This window comes from Hymenobacter aranciens, assembly GCF_030580865.1.
Taxonomy (GTDB): Bacteria; Bacteroidota; Bacteroidia; order Cytophagales; family Hymenobacteraceae; genus Hymenobacter; species Hymenobacter aranciens.
Genome location: NZ_JAUQSY010000010.1, coordinates 21745 through 34426, shown reverse-complemented (window position 1 = coordinate 34426; position 12682 = coordinate 21745). Strand labels below are relative to the sequence as shown.

At 62.2% G+C, this 12682-nt stretch carries 15 protein-coding genes; 8 read left to right on the top strand and 7 right to left on the bottom strand.

The window, feature by feature from the left end:
- Nucleotides 1-10: 10 nt before the first annotated feature.
- Complete coding sequence (locus Q5H93_RS15545) at nucleotides 11-1312, bottom strand: PQQ-dependent sugar dehydrogenase (RefSeq protein WP_305007518.1); 1302 nt, start codon at nucleotides 1310-1312, stop codon at nucleotides 11-13.
- A 106-nt stretch (nucleotides 1313-1418) separates the two neighbouring features.
- Between Q5H93_RS15545 and Q5H93_RS15540 the strand changes: the two genes are divergently transcribed.
- From Q5H93_RS15540 to Q5H93_RS15525, 4 genes are all read left to right on the top strand, one after another.
- The gene (locus Q5H93_RS15540) at nucleotides 1419-2189 is read left to right on the top strand and encodes a DUF3667 domain-containing protein (protein ID WP_305007517.1); all 771 of its coding nucleotides are present in this window, start codon (nucleotides 1419-1421) and stop codon (nucleotides 2187-2189) included.
- A gap of 36 nt (nucleotides 2190-2225) precedes the next feature.
- On the top strand, nucleotides 2226-2666 hold the full coding sequence (locus tag Q5H93_RS15535) for a hypothetical protein (protein WP_305007516.1): 441 nt from the start codon (nucleotides 2226-2228) through the stop codon (nucleotides 2664-2666).
- Nucleotides 2663-2800, top strand: a complete 138-nt coding sequence (locus Q5H93_RS15530) for a hypothetical protein (protein WP_305007515.1) — start codon at nucleotides 2663-2665, stop codon at nucleotides 2798-2800. Before Q5H93_RS15535 ends, Q5H93_RS15530 begins: the two co-directional genes overlap by 4 nt.
- A gap of 221 nt (nucleotides 2801-3021) precedes the next feature.
- On the top strand, nucleotides 3022-3756 hold the full coding sequence (locus Q5H93_RS15525; protein WP_305007514.1) for a hypothetical protein: 735 nt from the start codon (nucleotides 3022-3024) through the stop codon (nucleotides 3754-3756).
- 39 nt (nucleotides 3757-3795) lie between these two features.
- On the opposite strand, the gene Q5H93_RS15520 is transcribed toward Q5H93_RS15525, so the two are convergent.
- A complete protein-coding gene (locus Q5H93_RS15520) occupies nucleotides 3796-4533 on the bottom strand; it encodes an SDR family oxidoreductase (RefSeq protein WP_305007513.1) in 738 nt (245 codons plus the stop codon).
- A gap of 76 nt (nucleotides 4534-4609) precedes the next feature.
- Nucleotides 4610-5500 carry an AraC family transcriptional regulator gene (locus Q5H93_RS15515; RefSeq protein WP_305007512.1) on the bottom strand — a complete coding sequence of 297 codons (891 nt, stop codon included), beginning with the start codon at nucleotides 5498-5500 and terminating at the stop codon, nucleotides 4610-4612.
- A 116-nt stretch (nucleotides 5501-5616) separates the two neighbouring features.
- On the opposite strand from Q5H93_RS15515, the gene Q5H93_RS15510 reads away from it, so the two are divergent.
- From Q5H93_RS15510 to Q5H93_RS15500, 3 genes are all read left to right on the top strand, one after another.
- On the top strand, nucleotides 5617-6549 hold the full coding sequence (locus Q5H93_RS15510; protein ID WP_305007511.1) for a helix-turn-helix domain-containing protein: 933 nt from the start codon (nucleotides 5617-5619) through the stop codon (nucleotides 6547-6549).
- 200 nt (nucleotides 6550-6749) lie between these two features.
- Nucleotides 6750-7511: an SDR family NAD(P)-dependent oxidoreductase gene (locus Q5H93_RS15505; RefSeq protein WP_305007510.1), complete on the top strand. Its 762-nt coding sequence runs from the start codon at nucleotides 6750-6752 to the stop codon at nucleotides 7509-7511.
- Nucleotides 7512-7829: 318 nt separating this feature from the next.
- A complete protein-coding gene (locus Q5H93_RS15500; protein WP_305007509.1) occupies nucleotides 7830-8207 on the top strand; it encodes a hypothetical protein in 378 nt (125 codons plus the stop codon).
- 79 nt (nucleotides 8208-8286) lie between these two features.
- Here the strand turns inward: Q5H93_RS15500 and Q5H93_RS15495 are convergent, their stop codons facing one another.
- Nucleotides 8287-8889: an OmpA family protein gene (locus tag Q5H93_RS15495; protein ID WP_305007508.1), complete on the bottom strand. Its 603-nt coding sequence runs from the start codon at nucleotides 8887-8889 to the stop codon at nucleotides 8287-8289.
- 142 nt (nucleotides 8890-9031) lie between these two features.
- On the opposite strand from Q5H93_RS15495, the gene Q5H93_RS15490 reads away from it, so the two are divergent.
- Nucleotides 9032-9412, top strand: a complete 381-nt coding sequence (locus tag Q5H93_RS15490; RefSeq protein WP_305007507.1) for a PH domain-containing protein — start codon at nucleotides 9032-9034, stop codon at nucleotides 9410-9412.
- Nucleotides 9413-9938: 526 nt separating this feature from the next.
- On the opposite strand, the gene Q5H93_RS15485 is transcribed toward Q5H93_RS15490, so the two are convergent.
- From Q5H93_RS15485 to Q5H93_RS15475, 3 genes are all read right to left on the bottom strand, one after another.
- Complete coding sequence (locus Q5H93_RS15485; protein WP_305007506.1) at nucleotides 9939-10910, bottom strand: deoxyhypusine synthase family protein; 972 nt, start codon at nucleotides 10908-10910, stop codon at nucleotides 9939-9941.
- 129 nt (nucleotides 10911-11039) lie between these two features.
- Nucleotides 11040-11582, bottom strand: coding sequence for an ATP-dependent protease subunit HslV (gene hslV, locus Q5H93_RS15480; RefSeq protein ID WP_305007505.1), 543 nt, complete (start codon nucleotides 11580-11582; stop codon nucleotides 11040-11042).
- 27 nt (nucleotides 11583-11609) lie between these two features.
- Nucleotides 11610-12677 (bottom strand): acyltransferase family protein, encoded by a 1068-nt coding sequence (locus Q5H93_RS15475; protein ID WP_305007504.1) that lies wholly within the window; start codon nucleotides 12675-12677, stop codon nucleotides 11610-11612.
- Nucleotides 12678-12682 lie beyond the last annotated feature (5 nt).

Sequence of the window (12682 nt, the reverse complement as noted above, 5' to 3'; positions counted from 1 at the left end):
AACGCGAAACCTAATTCCCGCCATAGCTCACGCGCCACACGATGCCCTGGCCGTCTTCGGCGATGAGCAGGGAGCCGTCGGGGGCGGAGAGCAGGCCGACGGGGCGGCCCCACACCTGGGGCGGGGCGGGCTGGCCCTCGTTGGTTTGCCAGCCGGTGACGAAGTCTTCGTAGGCGGCGCCGCGGCCGTCGGGGCCGGCGGTTTCGGGCAGGCCGCTGGCGTTCATGCGCACGCGCACCACTTTGTAGCCCGAGCCGACGGAGCGGTTCCAGGAGCCGCGCATGGCCAGGAAGAGGTCACCGCGGGCGTCTTCGGGGAAGGCGGTGCCGGTGTAGAAGGCCAGGCCCAGGGCGGCGCAGTGGGCGCGCAGCAGCACCTCGGGGGTGCGGGTGGCGGCCACCTGGGCGGGGGCCGGGGCGGTCACGCGGGGGTCGCGCTTGTCGGGGGCGAGGTAGGCCCAGGGGTAGCCGAAGAAGGCATCGCGGGGCACGGCGGTGGCGTAGTCGGGCACGAGGTCGTCGCCGAGGCCGTCGCGCTCGTTGACCACGGTCCAGAGCTCATCGGGGCGGGCGGGGTTGATGCCTAGGCCTTGCGGGTTGCGCAGGCCCGAGGCGTAGGTGGCCGGGCTGCTGCCGTCGAGGTTGAACTCTTGGATGGTGGTGCGGCGGGGGTCCTGCTCGACGGTGGCGTTTTCGGACGAGCCGATGCCGACGTATAGTTTGTTGTTGTGAATGAGCAGCGAGCGGGCGGGGTGCTGGGCACCGCCGGGCAGCTCGGCGAGCTGGGTGGGCGGGCCGCCAGCCTGCGTCTGGCCGCTGTTGTAGTCGTAGCGCAGGATGGCGTTGGAGCAGGCCACGTAGAAATAGTTGCCGTTGAAGGCCATGCCCAGGGGGCGGTTGAGCACGCCGCCGGTGGCCCACACGGTTTGCTGGTCGGCACGGCCGTCGTTGTTGGTGTCGCGCAGCACCGTGATTTGGTTGAGGGCCATCTGCGCCACGAAGATGTCGCCGTTGGGGGCGGCGGCCATCCAGCGGCCCTGGGGCAGGTTGTCCTGGTAGACGTTGACGCGGTAGCCCTGGGGCACTTTGAGGCGGGCCGTGGCGGGGCGCTCGGCCAGCACCTGGGGGTAGTTGGTGACGGACTGCGTGGCGAAGGGCGCCGGCAGGTCGGCCACGCGCAGGGTGGTGGCACTGGGCGTGAGGGTTTCGGTCGGAAACTGACCGCCTTGCAGGCCGGTGCTGTCGTCGTCTTTGTCGCAGGCCGTCAGGCCCAGGGCGGGCAGCAGCAGCAGTAGAGTTGCTTTTGGATTCATGAAGAATAAATGAAATGGCAGGCTCTCTCCTACGGCCGGCCGGGGGTTGTGTTCGGCCGGGCTTGGCGGCGGGGCCTATCTTTGGCATCCTCCCCGCCTGCTGCCGATGCACTCTCCCTCCGACGCTCTCCCCGCGGCCTGCCTCAACTGCGAGGCGGCCCTCACCGGCCCCTTCTGCGCCCAGTGCGGGCAGGCGACCAGCACCCGCCGCTTCACCTGGGGCTACTTGCTGCACGAGGTGCTGCACAGCGTGTGGCACGTCGACAAGGGGGTGGTTTACACCATCTGGGAGATGCTGCGGCGGCCGGGCCACACCATGCGGCGCTACCTGGCGGGGCAGCGCGTGCAGCTGTTTAAGCCGCTGGCGCTGGTGCTGCTGGTGGCGGGCATTGCCTCGTTTCTGATACTGGCACTGCACGTGGAAGTGCTGCCGGAAATGCCCGCCCGCACCCCGGCCGAGCGGCACGGCCTGGCCGTAAGCCAGGTGGCGATGAAGTACCTGGCCTGGTTCACAGTGGCTACGCTGCCGGGGTTTGCGCTGCTCTCGTGGGGGCTGCTGCGGCGGCTGCGCTACAATTTTGTGGAGCACTTCATGGCCAATGCCCTGATGATGGCCACGGTGATGGTGCTGCAAATGCTGTTTCTGCCGCTGCTGCGCTACACCCAGGGCACGCCGCAATTCGGGACGGTGTACGTGGTCGAAAACCTGCTCATGCCGCTCTACCAGGCCTGGGCCTTCACGACCCTGGCGCGGGGGGCTTACCAATTGGGCGGCAGCCTGTGGCGCGGCATCCTGATAACGGCCCTGGGCCTGCTGCTCAACGTGCTGGTGATTGGCGGCCTGGCGGAGCTGATTTTGCGGCTGACGCCGCACTAGGCGCAAGGCTATTTTGCGTTAGTAAAGACTTGAGTAATGGACGAAGACCTGGTTATTCTGGAGCTGAATGCCCGCTGGGGCTGCGATATTCCCTTCGGCTGGATTCCACTTAGCGACAACCACAAGCAGATTCCACACACGGAAGTCTACAACGAAGAAGCTTTCCACGAAGCCGTATCAGACGCTGATTTGCGAGGCATAGTGCGAAAGGTCTTTCAGGCAGCGGAACTATATGAGGTGGTGGAGGGCGGGACAGTGAGCAGAAAATCACTGGATGACTGCTTTTTTGGCTACGATGGTTTAGAGCATCTGCATACCAATGCCACCTTCGATTTCGTCCTTTACTTCTCGCACGAAGAATCCGTAACTGTGGGCGGCCAGCGGCTGCTGGATGCTATTCATGGATTGTGGCCAGACCATGCCAACCATCCCTGGCCGCCGCCCTATTGGGACAACTTACCTCCCCTTGAACTATGAAAACCCGCCTCGCCGCCTTCCTCACCTTTGCCGCCGCCCTGGGCTGGGGCGCGTTCGGGCTGGAGCTGGCGTGGCGAGCGCTGCTGGGGCACAGTCTCCCCCTCCCATCGTCGGGAGGGCCATCTTTGGCCTGAAAGGGAGGCCTCCCGACGATGGGAGGGCTGGGTTTGAAGTGAAAGATGGTGCTCCCATCGTCGGGAGGGTCTGTTTGGGGTGAAAGATGGTGCTCCCGACGATGGGAGGGCCGGGTTTGGGGCCAAAGATGGGCCTCCCGACGCCGGGAGGGGGTGCTGCGGGAATGAAATTAATTTTTTCTAGTACCTTGGCATCCTCACTCACCTAACCGCTTACCATCATGTTTTTACCTTACCTCGACAACCCTTTCGCCAACAAAAAACGGCCCCGCCTGGACTTCCTGGCCCTCATGAACGGCACGCTCGACCGCATGAGCGGCCTCAACACCGGGGACCAGTACACGGCCCAGATTGACGCCCTCACGCCGCACCGCGACGCCTACGCCGCCTTCCTCGGCGTGCAGGACCTCAACCTGAGCGCGCGCTACGGCGACACCGACGCGGTGGAAAAAGTGCTGGCCGATTTCAAAACCTTCGTCAAAAAGGAGCTGCTGGTGGATGTGCCCTACATTTTCACCCGCACCACGCCCAATCCCACGGCCCTCACCCTCTTCCTGCCCAAGGGCCGCAGCGAGTACACCGGCGTGACGCTCGACACCCTCTCCGGCCTGCTCGACCGCGTGGCCACCCTCACCACCACCTATAAAAAGGAGCTCGGCGAGGCCCTCCGTACCCGCGCCGCCGAGCTCAAACAAGCCTACAAAGACGCCCGCAAGGACCAGGGCGAAAGCAAGGGCGAAGTGCAGGACGACAGCAAGGAAGAAAAAAAGCTGCGCCAGGCCGCCGCCCGCCAGTTGAAACTCAACCTGCTCGACCAGGTGAAAATGCACATCGACGAGCCCGAGCGGGTGAAAACCCTCTACGACCAGAAGATTTTCACCCAGCCCAAGCCCGCCAAAAAGGCGAAAGCGAAGAAAACCGACGGAGCCACGCCCCCGGCCGACCCGCAGGCCTAACAAAAAAGCCCCTCTGGCGAGGGGCTTTTTTGTTGGTTTCTACCACGGGCTGATGCCGGTGTCGGGCGCGTTGTCGTCGCTGAAAAACTGGCTGGTGGGGCCATCCGGGCCGAGCACGGCGGCCTTCACCACGCGGGCGGCGGCATCGGCCACGGTGCCGGGGCCGCTGTGGTGGTTGAAGTCGGTGGCGGTGTAGCCGGGGTCCACGGCGTTCACCTTGAAGGGCGTGTCGCGCAGCTCGTAGGCCAGCATGATGGTGTAGGCGTTGAGGGCTGCCTTGGAGGGCGCGTAGGCGGCGCCCTTCACGGCGTAGTATTTCCAGCTCGGGTCGGTGTGCAAAGTCAGCGAGCCCAGGCCCGAGGTCACGTTCACGATGCGCGGGGCGGGCGAGCGCCGCAGCAAGTCGAGAAAGGCCTGGGTGACTTCAATCACGCCAAAGACGTTGGTTTCGAACACCTCTTTGATAGCGCTGACGGGCGTGCTGGTGGCGGGCTGCACCATGCCCCCGAGGATGCCGGCGTTGTTGATGAGCACGTCGAGCACCTCGGTTTGCTGGCCCAGGGCCGTGCGGGCGGCGGCCACGGAGGCTGGGTCGGCCACGTCGATTTGCAGGGGCTCCACCTGGGTGAGGCCTTCGGCGTGGAGCTGAGCCACGGCCTGCTGGCCCCGGGCCAGGTCGCGCGCGCCGAGGTACACGTAGTAGCCTTGTTGGAGTAGTTGCCGGGCGGCTTCGAAGCCAATGCTGCGGTTGGCACCGGTAATGAGGGCGGTTTTCATCGGTAAAGTTGGTGGCTTGATTAACAGCACAAAATTACCGGGCCTGGCAGGCCCCGCTGGCGTCCATTCGGCGGTATTACTGGTACATTTTGCGGGTATTGCTGCGGTACTGGGCCGGCGTGCTGCCGGTTTCGCGCTTGAAGAAGCGGTTGAAGTACGAAGCATCCGAGAAGCCCAGGTCGAAGGCAATTTCCTTGAGCGGCTGCCGGGTGTAGAACAGCAGGCGGCGGGCCTCCAGCACCAGCCGGTCGTGCAGGTGCTTGATGGCGGGCTTGCCGCTTTGGGCCTTCACCACCTCGCTCAGGTGCCCGGCCGAGAGGTGCAGCTGCGCCGCGTAGTCGCCCACCTCGTGCAGCTCGCGGAAGTGCTCCTCCACTCGGGCCTGGTAGGCGTGCAGCAGCCGCTGCTCGGCCGAGGGCTCGGCGCCCGTAAACTGCTCCTTATAAAGCCGGCTCAGGTAGGTGAGCAGCGCCGTGAGGTAGGCCGTGAGCAGGCGGTGCTGCCACTCGCCGGGGCGGGCCTGCTCGGCTTCGAGCCGGGCCAGCAGGTCTTCTACTACCAACGCATCGGCCTCGGTCAGGCGCAGCTCGTGCCCCTGGTGGGGGTTCTGGATGAGCGGCAGGCTGCGCAAATCGGCACTCGGCTGCAGGGCCAGAAACTCGCTCGTGAACGCGAAGTGCGTGCCCCAGAAGGGCGTGGCCTCTTCCTTCACCAGCATCTGGGCCGGGCCCGAGAAGTAAAAGGAGTTGTCGGGGTGCTCGTAGGCTTTCCCGTCGGCCCAGTGCCGGCCCTGGTTGCGCCGCACAAACACCATGAGGTAGTAGTCCTTACGGTGCGGCAGCAGCAAGTCCGCCTCGTACGTCAGCCCACCCTCCGACCGCGTGATGGTAAACCAGTTGTTGCCGCTGGCCTCGTCGCGCTTGAACGCATGGACTGGTACCGGCGGCGTACTGCTGAGCATATTCATGGGCCAAAACTACAGTAGCGCGGACTTTGTAGTCCGCGAGTTCGCGCTGTTCGTTCATACTCGCGGACTACAAAGTCCGCGCTACTACCTTTGAATTTCGCAAACCCGCCCGCTACATGAAAGCCATTGCCCTCGAAGAATTCTACCAGCAGATGACCACCGGCACCGGGGCCGAGCTGCACACGCTGCTGCCCAACGGCATCCAGCAGGAAGTCGGGCACTTCAACGTTTTCGACCTGAGCGAGCTGATGCGCAACAGCCCCGCCGGCAAGCTCGCCATGCCCTACGACCGCCGGGCCTACTACAAAATCAGCCTCATCAGCGGCCGCAACCGCGCCGAGTACGCCGACAAAGTCATCGACATCGAGCACAACGCCCTGCTCTTCGCCTCGCCGCAGGTGCCCTACAACTGGCTGCCCCAGGACGGCCCCCAAACCGCACAGTTCTGCATCTTCACCGCCGAATTCCTGCTGCCCTCCAAGAGCGGCGTGACCGTGGATGAGCTGCCCATCTTCCAGCCCGGCGGCTTCCCCGTCTTCACCCTCACCGACGAGCAGGCCACCGAAATCCGCAGCATTTTCAGCAAGATGCAGCGCGAAATCACCGCCGACTACGCCTATAAGTACGACCTGCTGCGCACCTACGTGCTGGAGCTCATTCACCTGGGCCAGAAGCTGCAGCCCGCCACCGCCCTGCACCCGGCCCACAATGCCTCGGCCCGCGTCACCTCGCTGTTCATCGAGCTGCTGGAGCGCCAGTTCCCCATCGAAACGCCCGGGCAGCGCCTGCGCCTGCGCACCGCCCGCGACTACGCCGACCGCCTCGCCGTGCACGTCAACCACCTCAACAAGGTGCTGCGCGAAACCACCGGCCGCACCACCACCGAGCTCATCGGCGGCCGCGTGGTGCAGGAAGCCCAGGTGCTGCTCCGCCAAACCAACTGGACGGTGTCGGAAATCGCCGACAGCCTCGGCTTCGCCGAAGTGGCGCACTTTTCCAACTTCTTCAAGCGCCAGACGGCCATGGCGCCCGGGGCCTTCCGGCAATAAGGCAGGAACTGTCATGCTGAACGCAGTGAAGCATCCTCTCACGCTATAACGAAATCGTTGAGACGTGAGAGGATGCTTCACTGCGTTCAGCATGACAGACGATTTGAATTTTGCAAAAACCCGATTGCCCGGCGCAAACACCCCGCCCCGCTCCCGCCGGACCTTTGCAGTGTTCCAATCAACCCTTTAATCACTCTCAAATGAGCACTCCCAAAATCGCCCTCGTCACCGGCGGCAGCCGCGGCCTCGGCAAAAACATGGCCCTCGCTCTGGCCAAAAAAGGCATCAGCGTCGTCCTCACCTACCACAGCCAGCAGGCCGAGGCCCAGAGCGTGGTAGCCGAAATTGAAGCCCTCGGCGCCAAAGCCGCCACCCTGCAGCTCGACGCCTCGGCCAGCTCTGGCTTTGCCGACTTCTTCACCCGCCTGGGCAGCACCCTGCGCGACACCTTCGGCACCGGGAAGTTTGATTTCCTCATCAACAACGCCGGCACCGGCGTGTACGCCCCCTTCGCCGACACCACCGAGGCACAGTTCGACGACATGGTGAATATCCACCTCAAAGGCACGTACTTCCTGACCCAAAAGGCCCTGCCGCTGCTCAGCGACGGCGGCCGCATCATCAACATTTCCTCCGGTTTAGTTCGCTTCGCCGGGGCTGGCTACTCAGCCTATGCCACTATGAAAGGCGGCATCGACGTGCTGACCCGCTACATGGCCCAGGAGCTCGGCAGCCGCCAAATTGCGGCCAACGTGGTGGCCCCCGGCGCCATCGAAACCGACTTCGGCGGCGGCATGGTGCGCGACAACGCCCAGGTCAACCAGCACCTGGCCAGCCTCACCGCCCTCGGCCGCGTAGGTTTGCCCGACGACATCGGCGGCGTCGTAGCCTTCCTCTGCACCCCGGAAGCCGGCTGGATTAACGGCCAGCGCATCGAGGTATCGGGCGGCATTCACCTATAGGCGCGGTTACGGGTGGTAGTACGAATTCCCCGCAGGGGTTCGTACTACCACTCTGATGTCTGCGCGGTTCTAACAACGACAAAGTGGTAGTACGAACTCCTGCGGGGAATTCGTACTACCACCCCCAAAAAATCCCTCGTCGCAGCCTACGGCGGGGGATTTTTTATTAAAGCCATTCAGCTGGGAAATGATTTCTCTCAAGTGGCCACTTGATATTCGTCAAGTAAGCACCGGAGAAGCTGCCCCAACTTTGTGGTCATCCTCAATGACCGTTCACTACAGCGGGCATCCACTTCTTTCTCCCCTATTTTCAACGCAATGGCGTATTCTACCTCTACCCCCGCCGGGCAGGTTGTCCAGAACATTCTCAACGATTTGCCCGCCCTGCTGGCCGTCGCCGTCGTCGATATCAGTTCGGGCATGAGCCTGGCCTCGCACTCCAACTCCTCCATTAACCCCGACACGGCGGCCGCCTACAACACGGAAGTCGTCAAGCAAAAGCAGAAAGCCATTTCGGCCCTCAAGCTGCAAAACGAAACTATCGACGACGTTCTCATCACCCTCACCAACCAGCTGCACCTGCTCAAGGTGGCCAACGATGGCAAGAAATTTATCTACCTCGTCGTGAACCCGCGCGATACCAACCTCGCCATTGCCCGCGAGGTAGTACGCAGCCAGACCGACCTGCTGAAGTAGTTAACCTGCTTCGATAACGTAAAAAGCCCCGATACTCAGCAAGTATCGGGGCTTTTTTGTGGCGCTGGCAGCGGGGCAGCTACTTCACGCGCACCGCAATTTCGACGCGGCGGTTCTCCTTGCGCCCCTCGGCCGTGGCGTTGGTGGCGGCGGGCTGCTGCTCGCCGAAGCTTTCGGTGCTGAGCTTATCGGCCGGCATCTTACCAGTTTCGATGAGGTAGGTTTTCACGGCCTCGGCGCGCTGCTTGGCCAGGTCGTAGTTGTAAGCGGCATCGCCGCGGGCGTCGGCAAAGCCCATCACGCGCACGTCGTGCCCGGCAAAGCGCTGGTTGACGGAGCCCGCAATTTCCTGGATGGCCGCCGCCGCGCTGGGCTTGATGGTAGCCTTATCGGTGTCGAAGAGGATGCTTTCATCTACCGAATACACCTGATACGAGCTGTCGCTCTGCACCGTGATGCCGGAGGTTTTGATTTCGGGCAGCTTCACGTCGGCCAGCCGCTCGCGGGTCAGCACGAAGGCGTTGTCGGCGGTCGCGCCGGCCGAGCGGCCGTCGCGGTACACCACGGCCGTGTCGGCGGTAGCTTCCTGGGGCTGGTCCTTGTCCTCGGGTTTCTTGAGGTCGTTGCAGCTGGCGAAAGCGAAAGTGGCGGCGGCCAGCAGTGGAAGAATGATGTTTTTCATGATGTTTCGGGGTTGAGAGAGGATGTGGGGGCGCTTTACGGGCTGGGGTAGCGAAGGTTGGAAAGCAACAGCCCTCTGCCCAACATCCCGTTCCTGATTTAGGCGCTATACTTACACGTTCATTCTTAACCAACGTTTTTTCATGGGATTTTTCTCCGCCCTGCTGGATAACGCCAGCGTCGCTCAACCTGCCGACCTGCAAACTGAATACGGCCTGCTGCTGGCCAACGGCGAAAGCATTGAAATCGGCTTCAAGCTGATGCGTGACGTTTTTATTTTCACCAACAAGCGCCTAATTCTAGTTGATAAACAGGGCATCACCGGCAAAAAAGTCGAGTACCTTTCGATAGCATACAAAAGCATTTCCCGCTTCGCCATCGAAACCGCTGGCCATCTGGACCTCGACGCCGAATTGAAAATCTGGGTATCAAGCGAAGTGGCACCCAGCATCACCCGCAAATTCACCAAGCAGGTTAATATCTACGACGTGCAAAAAGTGCTGGCCCAGCATGTATTAGGCTAGGCCACCACCGATAACGTTTCGGAGTCAGTGCTGGCTCTAACGTCTTCAAAAGCCTGGCGCTCCTGGCAGCGTCAGGCTTTTTTCGTCTTCTGGTTTGAACAGGTGTGGGCGCAAACGAAACATTATTCTTTCGTTACCGCGTACGGCAAAATGCTGCCAGTTGCGTCTATGCTGGTGTCGCACCCCTAAAGCCCCCTTTCTATGATGCTCTATCTGTTCGGCCAGCTGGCCCTGAGTGATTCCCTGCATTCCTCTCAAGACTTTACCGAAGACGACTTTCAGCGCCTGGTGCGGGCCCGTAGCCTATCGTCCGAACATTCATCTGCCAGGTCAGCAGCGGCCGACATTCCTGCTTCCGCTTCGCACGGTTCCCCGCCACCTAGCCGCCAGCCCAACGAGCGGTCGCGTTGAATGCGCTGGCCCGGGACCAAAGAAAAGCCCGCCGCTGAATTCAGCGGCGGGCTTTTTACATTTATGGTCTTCTCACTGGTCGAACGCTTAGGACGTCGGACCGGCAAACGACGAATTACTGCCCCAGCACCATCGCAAAAATCAGCGGGGCCACAATCGTCGCATCGCTCTCGATGATGAACTTCGGCGTGTTCTCGCCCAGCTTACCCCAGGTGATTTTCTCGTTTGGCACTGCGCCCGAGTACGAGCCGTACGACGTGGTCGAGTCCGAAATCTGGCAGAAGTAGCCCCACAGCGGTACGCCGGTGCGGCCCAGGTCCTGGTGCAGCATGGGCACCACGCAGATGGGGAAGTCGCCGGCAATGCCGCCGCCAATCTGGAAGAAGCCGATGGTGCTTTCGTCGGTAGCGGTTTTGGTGTACCACTCGGCCAGGAAAATCATGTACTCGATGCCCGTGCGCACGGTGTGCACATTCTTGATATCGCCCGAAATAACGTGCCCAGCGAAGATGTTCCCCAGCGTCGAATCCTCCCAGCCGGGGCAGATGATGGGCAGGTTTTTCTCGGCTGCCGCCAGCATCCACGAGTCCTTAGGGTCAATCTGGTAGTACTGCTCCAGCTCGCCCGACTTCAGAATCTGGTAGAAAAACTCGTGGGGGAAGTACTGCTCGCCCGCCTTGTCGGCCTTCTCCCAGAATTTTAGCACCGAGTGCTCGAGGCGGCGCATGGCCTCGTGCTCGGGGATGCAGGTGTCGGTCACCCGGTTCATGTGGCGCTCCAGCAGGGCCTGCTCGTCGGCGGGCGTCAGGTCGCGGTAGTTAGGCACCCGCTCGTAGAAATCGTGCGCCACGAGGTTGAAGATGTCCTCCTCCAGGTTGGCGCCGGTACAGCTGATAATCTGCACCTTGTCCTGACGAATCAGCTCGGCCAATTGAATACCCATTTCGGCCGTGCTCATGGCTCCGGCCAGGGTAATCATCATTTTGCCGCCGTCGGCGAGGTGCTTGTTGTAGCCTTCGGCCGCGTCGATGAGGGCGGCGGCGTTGAAGTGGCGGTAATGGTGCTTGAGGAAGTTGGTGATTTGCATGGATTGGTGCTTGATGCTTGATGCTTGGTGCTTGGTACGCAGCAAAGCCCAGCGAGATGTAACAAAAATTTCTGCGTGCTAGCGGCTTAATACCAGATGCACTAAGCACCCGGCACTAAGCACCAAGCACTAAGAAGGTTGCTCAACCATCAGATTATGATTGGTATAAATACAAATATCGGCCGCAATGTGCAGCCCTTCCTCCACCATCTGGCGGGCGGTGAGGTGCGGCGCGTGCTTCTTGAGGGCTAGGGCGGCGGCCTGGGCATACATCGCCCCGCTGCCGATGGCCGCCACGTCAGAGTCCGGCTCCAATACGTCGCCGGTGCCGCTGAGGATGAGCAGCTCGTCCTTGTCGCAGACCACCATCATGGCTTCCAGCTTGCGCAGGTATTGGTCTTTGCGCCAGTCCTTGGCTAGCTCGATGGCGGCGCGCTTCAGGTTCTGGCCGTAAGCGCCGAGCTTCTCCTCGAAGCGGTCGAGCAGCATAAAGGCATCGGCCGTGGAGCCGGCGAAACCGGTCACGACTTTGCCATCGTTAAGCTTGCGGATTTTGCGCACGTTGCTCTTGGCGACGTGTTTATCCATCGTGGCCTGCCCGTCGGCCCCGAGGGCAATTTCGCCGTTGTGGCGGATGCCGAGGACGGTAGTGGAGCGAATTTTTGCTTGCATAGAAGCACAAAAGTACGACGCCCTCTCCTACCGGCGGCGGTCCGGCAGCCAGCGGTCAATTAGGCGCACCCACCAGCCGCGCTGGCGTTCCAGCCCTTGCCCCAGCCCGGCGGCCAGCAGCGTGATAACCGTCACGGCCAACGCCAGTTGCGCAAGGCCATCGGCTTGCCGGCCAAAAACCGTCAGCCACAGCATCAGCAGTGGGAAATGCAGTACGTAGAGCGGAAATGACAAGTCGGCGACGGTACGCAGGGCCGTTCGCCAGGGGCTTCGCCCAGGCTGCCCACTCGCAGGCAAGCTCCAAACAGCCAGGGCAAACAGCAGTCCAACTACCCAATCAGTCAGAAACTGCCCGGCCAGGAATAACGGGGCCTCGCCCAGGTCCAGCGGCCCGCGCGGCACATAGGCGACGGCCAGCGCCGTCAGTCCCAATAAGGCCAGCACCACTGCCCATTCCCGGCCAGCCAGCCACGCTGGTTTTGGCCAGCGGTACGCCGCCACGCCAAATAGCCAGACCGGCAGCAGCAGCAGGATTTTGGGACCTGCCACCAGGCCTGCCAGTCCTACTAGCCCCGCCCGGCGCCAGCCGCCGCGCCCGTAATGCCAGCTACCAAAGAGCACGTAAAACCAGAACTCGAAGCTCAGCGACCACAGCGGCGTGTTGATGGGTGGAGCCGCCGACCACCAACCTATTTCATTGGAAAACAGCAAGCACAATACGTAGCGCGGTATCGATGCGCCGCGTATGTAAGGCGCGGCCAGCGCAGCATCGGTCTGCCGCACGCTGAACTCAATCAGCGCCATCAGCAGCAGAGCTGGCAGCAGCACCGCGTACAGCCGGCTCAGCCGGGCAATAGCAAACTGGCGAGGCCCCCGCCCCGCACTACTGAAGGCAATAACGTAGCCCGAAATCACGAAAAACACCACTACGGCCACGTGCGACAGTCGGCTCAGCTGCGTCAGCACGCCGGGGTAAGCAGTCAGCCAGCGGCTGCCGGCGTGGGCCAGCACCACCGTCAGGGCCGCCACAATGCGAAACGCATCGAGGAAAACGCTGGCGGCTTCGCTGATGGCAGGTTTGGAGGATGGATTCATGGGAT

What these genes read in the sequence shown, in the direction of transcription:
- Q5H93_RS15515 (WP_305007512.1), bottom strand. Translation starts at nt 5,500, where the DNA reads ATGAATATGCTCAGCAGTACGCCGCCGGTACCAGTCCATGCGTTCAAG.
- Q5H93_RS15545 (WP_305007518.1), bottom strand. Translation starts at nt 1,312, where the DNA reads ATGAATCCAAAAGCAACTCTACTGCTGCTGCTGCCCGCCCTGGGCCTG.
- Q5H93_RS15495 (WP_305007508.1), bottom strand. Translation starts at nt 8,889, where the DNA reads ATGAAAAACATCATTCTTCCACTGCTGGCCGCCGCCACTTTCGCTTTC.
- Q5H93_RS15505 (WP_305007510.1), top strand. Translation starts at nt 6,750, where the DNA reads ATGAGCACTCCCAAAATCGCCCTCGTCACCGGCGGCAGCCGCGGCCTC.
- Q5H93_RS15530 (WP_305007515.1), top strand. Translation starts at nt 2,663, where the DNA reads ATGAAAACCCGCCTCGCCGCCTTCCTCACCTTTGCCGCCGCCCTGGGC.
- Q5H93_RS15475 (WP_305007504.1), bottom strand. Translation starts at nt 12,677, where the DNA reads ATGAATCCATCCTCCAAACCTGCCATCAGCGAAGCCGCCAGCGTTTTC.
- Q5H93_RS15500 (WP_305007509.1), top strand. Translation starts at nt 7,830, where the DNA reads ATGGCGTATTCTACCTCTACCCCCGCCGGGCAGGTTGTCCAGAACATT.
- Q5H93_RS15485 (WP_305007506.1), bottom strand. Translation starts at nt 10,910, where the DNA reads ATGCAAATCACCAACTTCCTCAAGCACCATTACCGCCACTTCAACGCC.
- Q5H93_RS15510 (WP_305007511.1), top strand. Translation starts at nt 5,617, where the DNA reads ATGAAAGCCATTGCCCTCGAAGAATTCTACCAGCAGATGACCACCGGC.
- Q5H93_RS15540 (WP_305007517.1), top strand. Translation starts at nt 1,419, where the DNA reads ATGCACTCTCCCTCCGACGCTCTCCCCGCGGCCTGCCTCAACTGCGAG.
- hslV (WP_305007505.1), bottom strand. Translation starts at nt 11,582, where the DNA reads ATGCAAGCAAAAATTCGCTCCACTACCGTCCTCGGCATCCGCCACAAC.
- Q5H93_RS15520 (WP_305007513.1), bottom strand. Translation starts at nt 4,533, where the DNA reads ATGAAAACCGCCCTCATTACCGGTGCCAACCGCAGCATTGGCTTCGAA.
- Q5H93_RS15535 (WP_305007516.1), top strand. Translation starts at nt 2,226, where the DNA reads ATGGACGAAGACCTGGTTATTCTGGAGCTGAATGCCCGCTGGGGCTGC.
- Q5H93_RS15490 (WP_305007507.1), top strand. Translation starts at nt 9,032, where the DNA reads ATGGGATTTTTCTCCGCCCTGCTGGATAACGCCAGCGTCGCTCAACCT.
- Q5H93_RS15525 (WP_305007514.1), top strand. Translation starts at nt 3,022, where the DNA reads ATGTTTTTACCTTACCTCGACAACCCTTTCGCCAACAAAAAACGGCCC.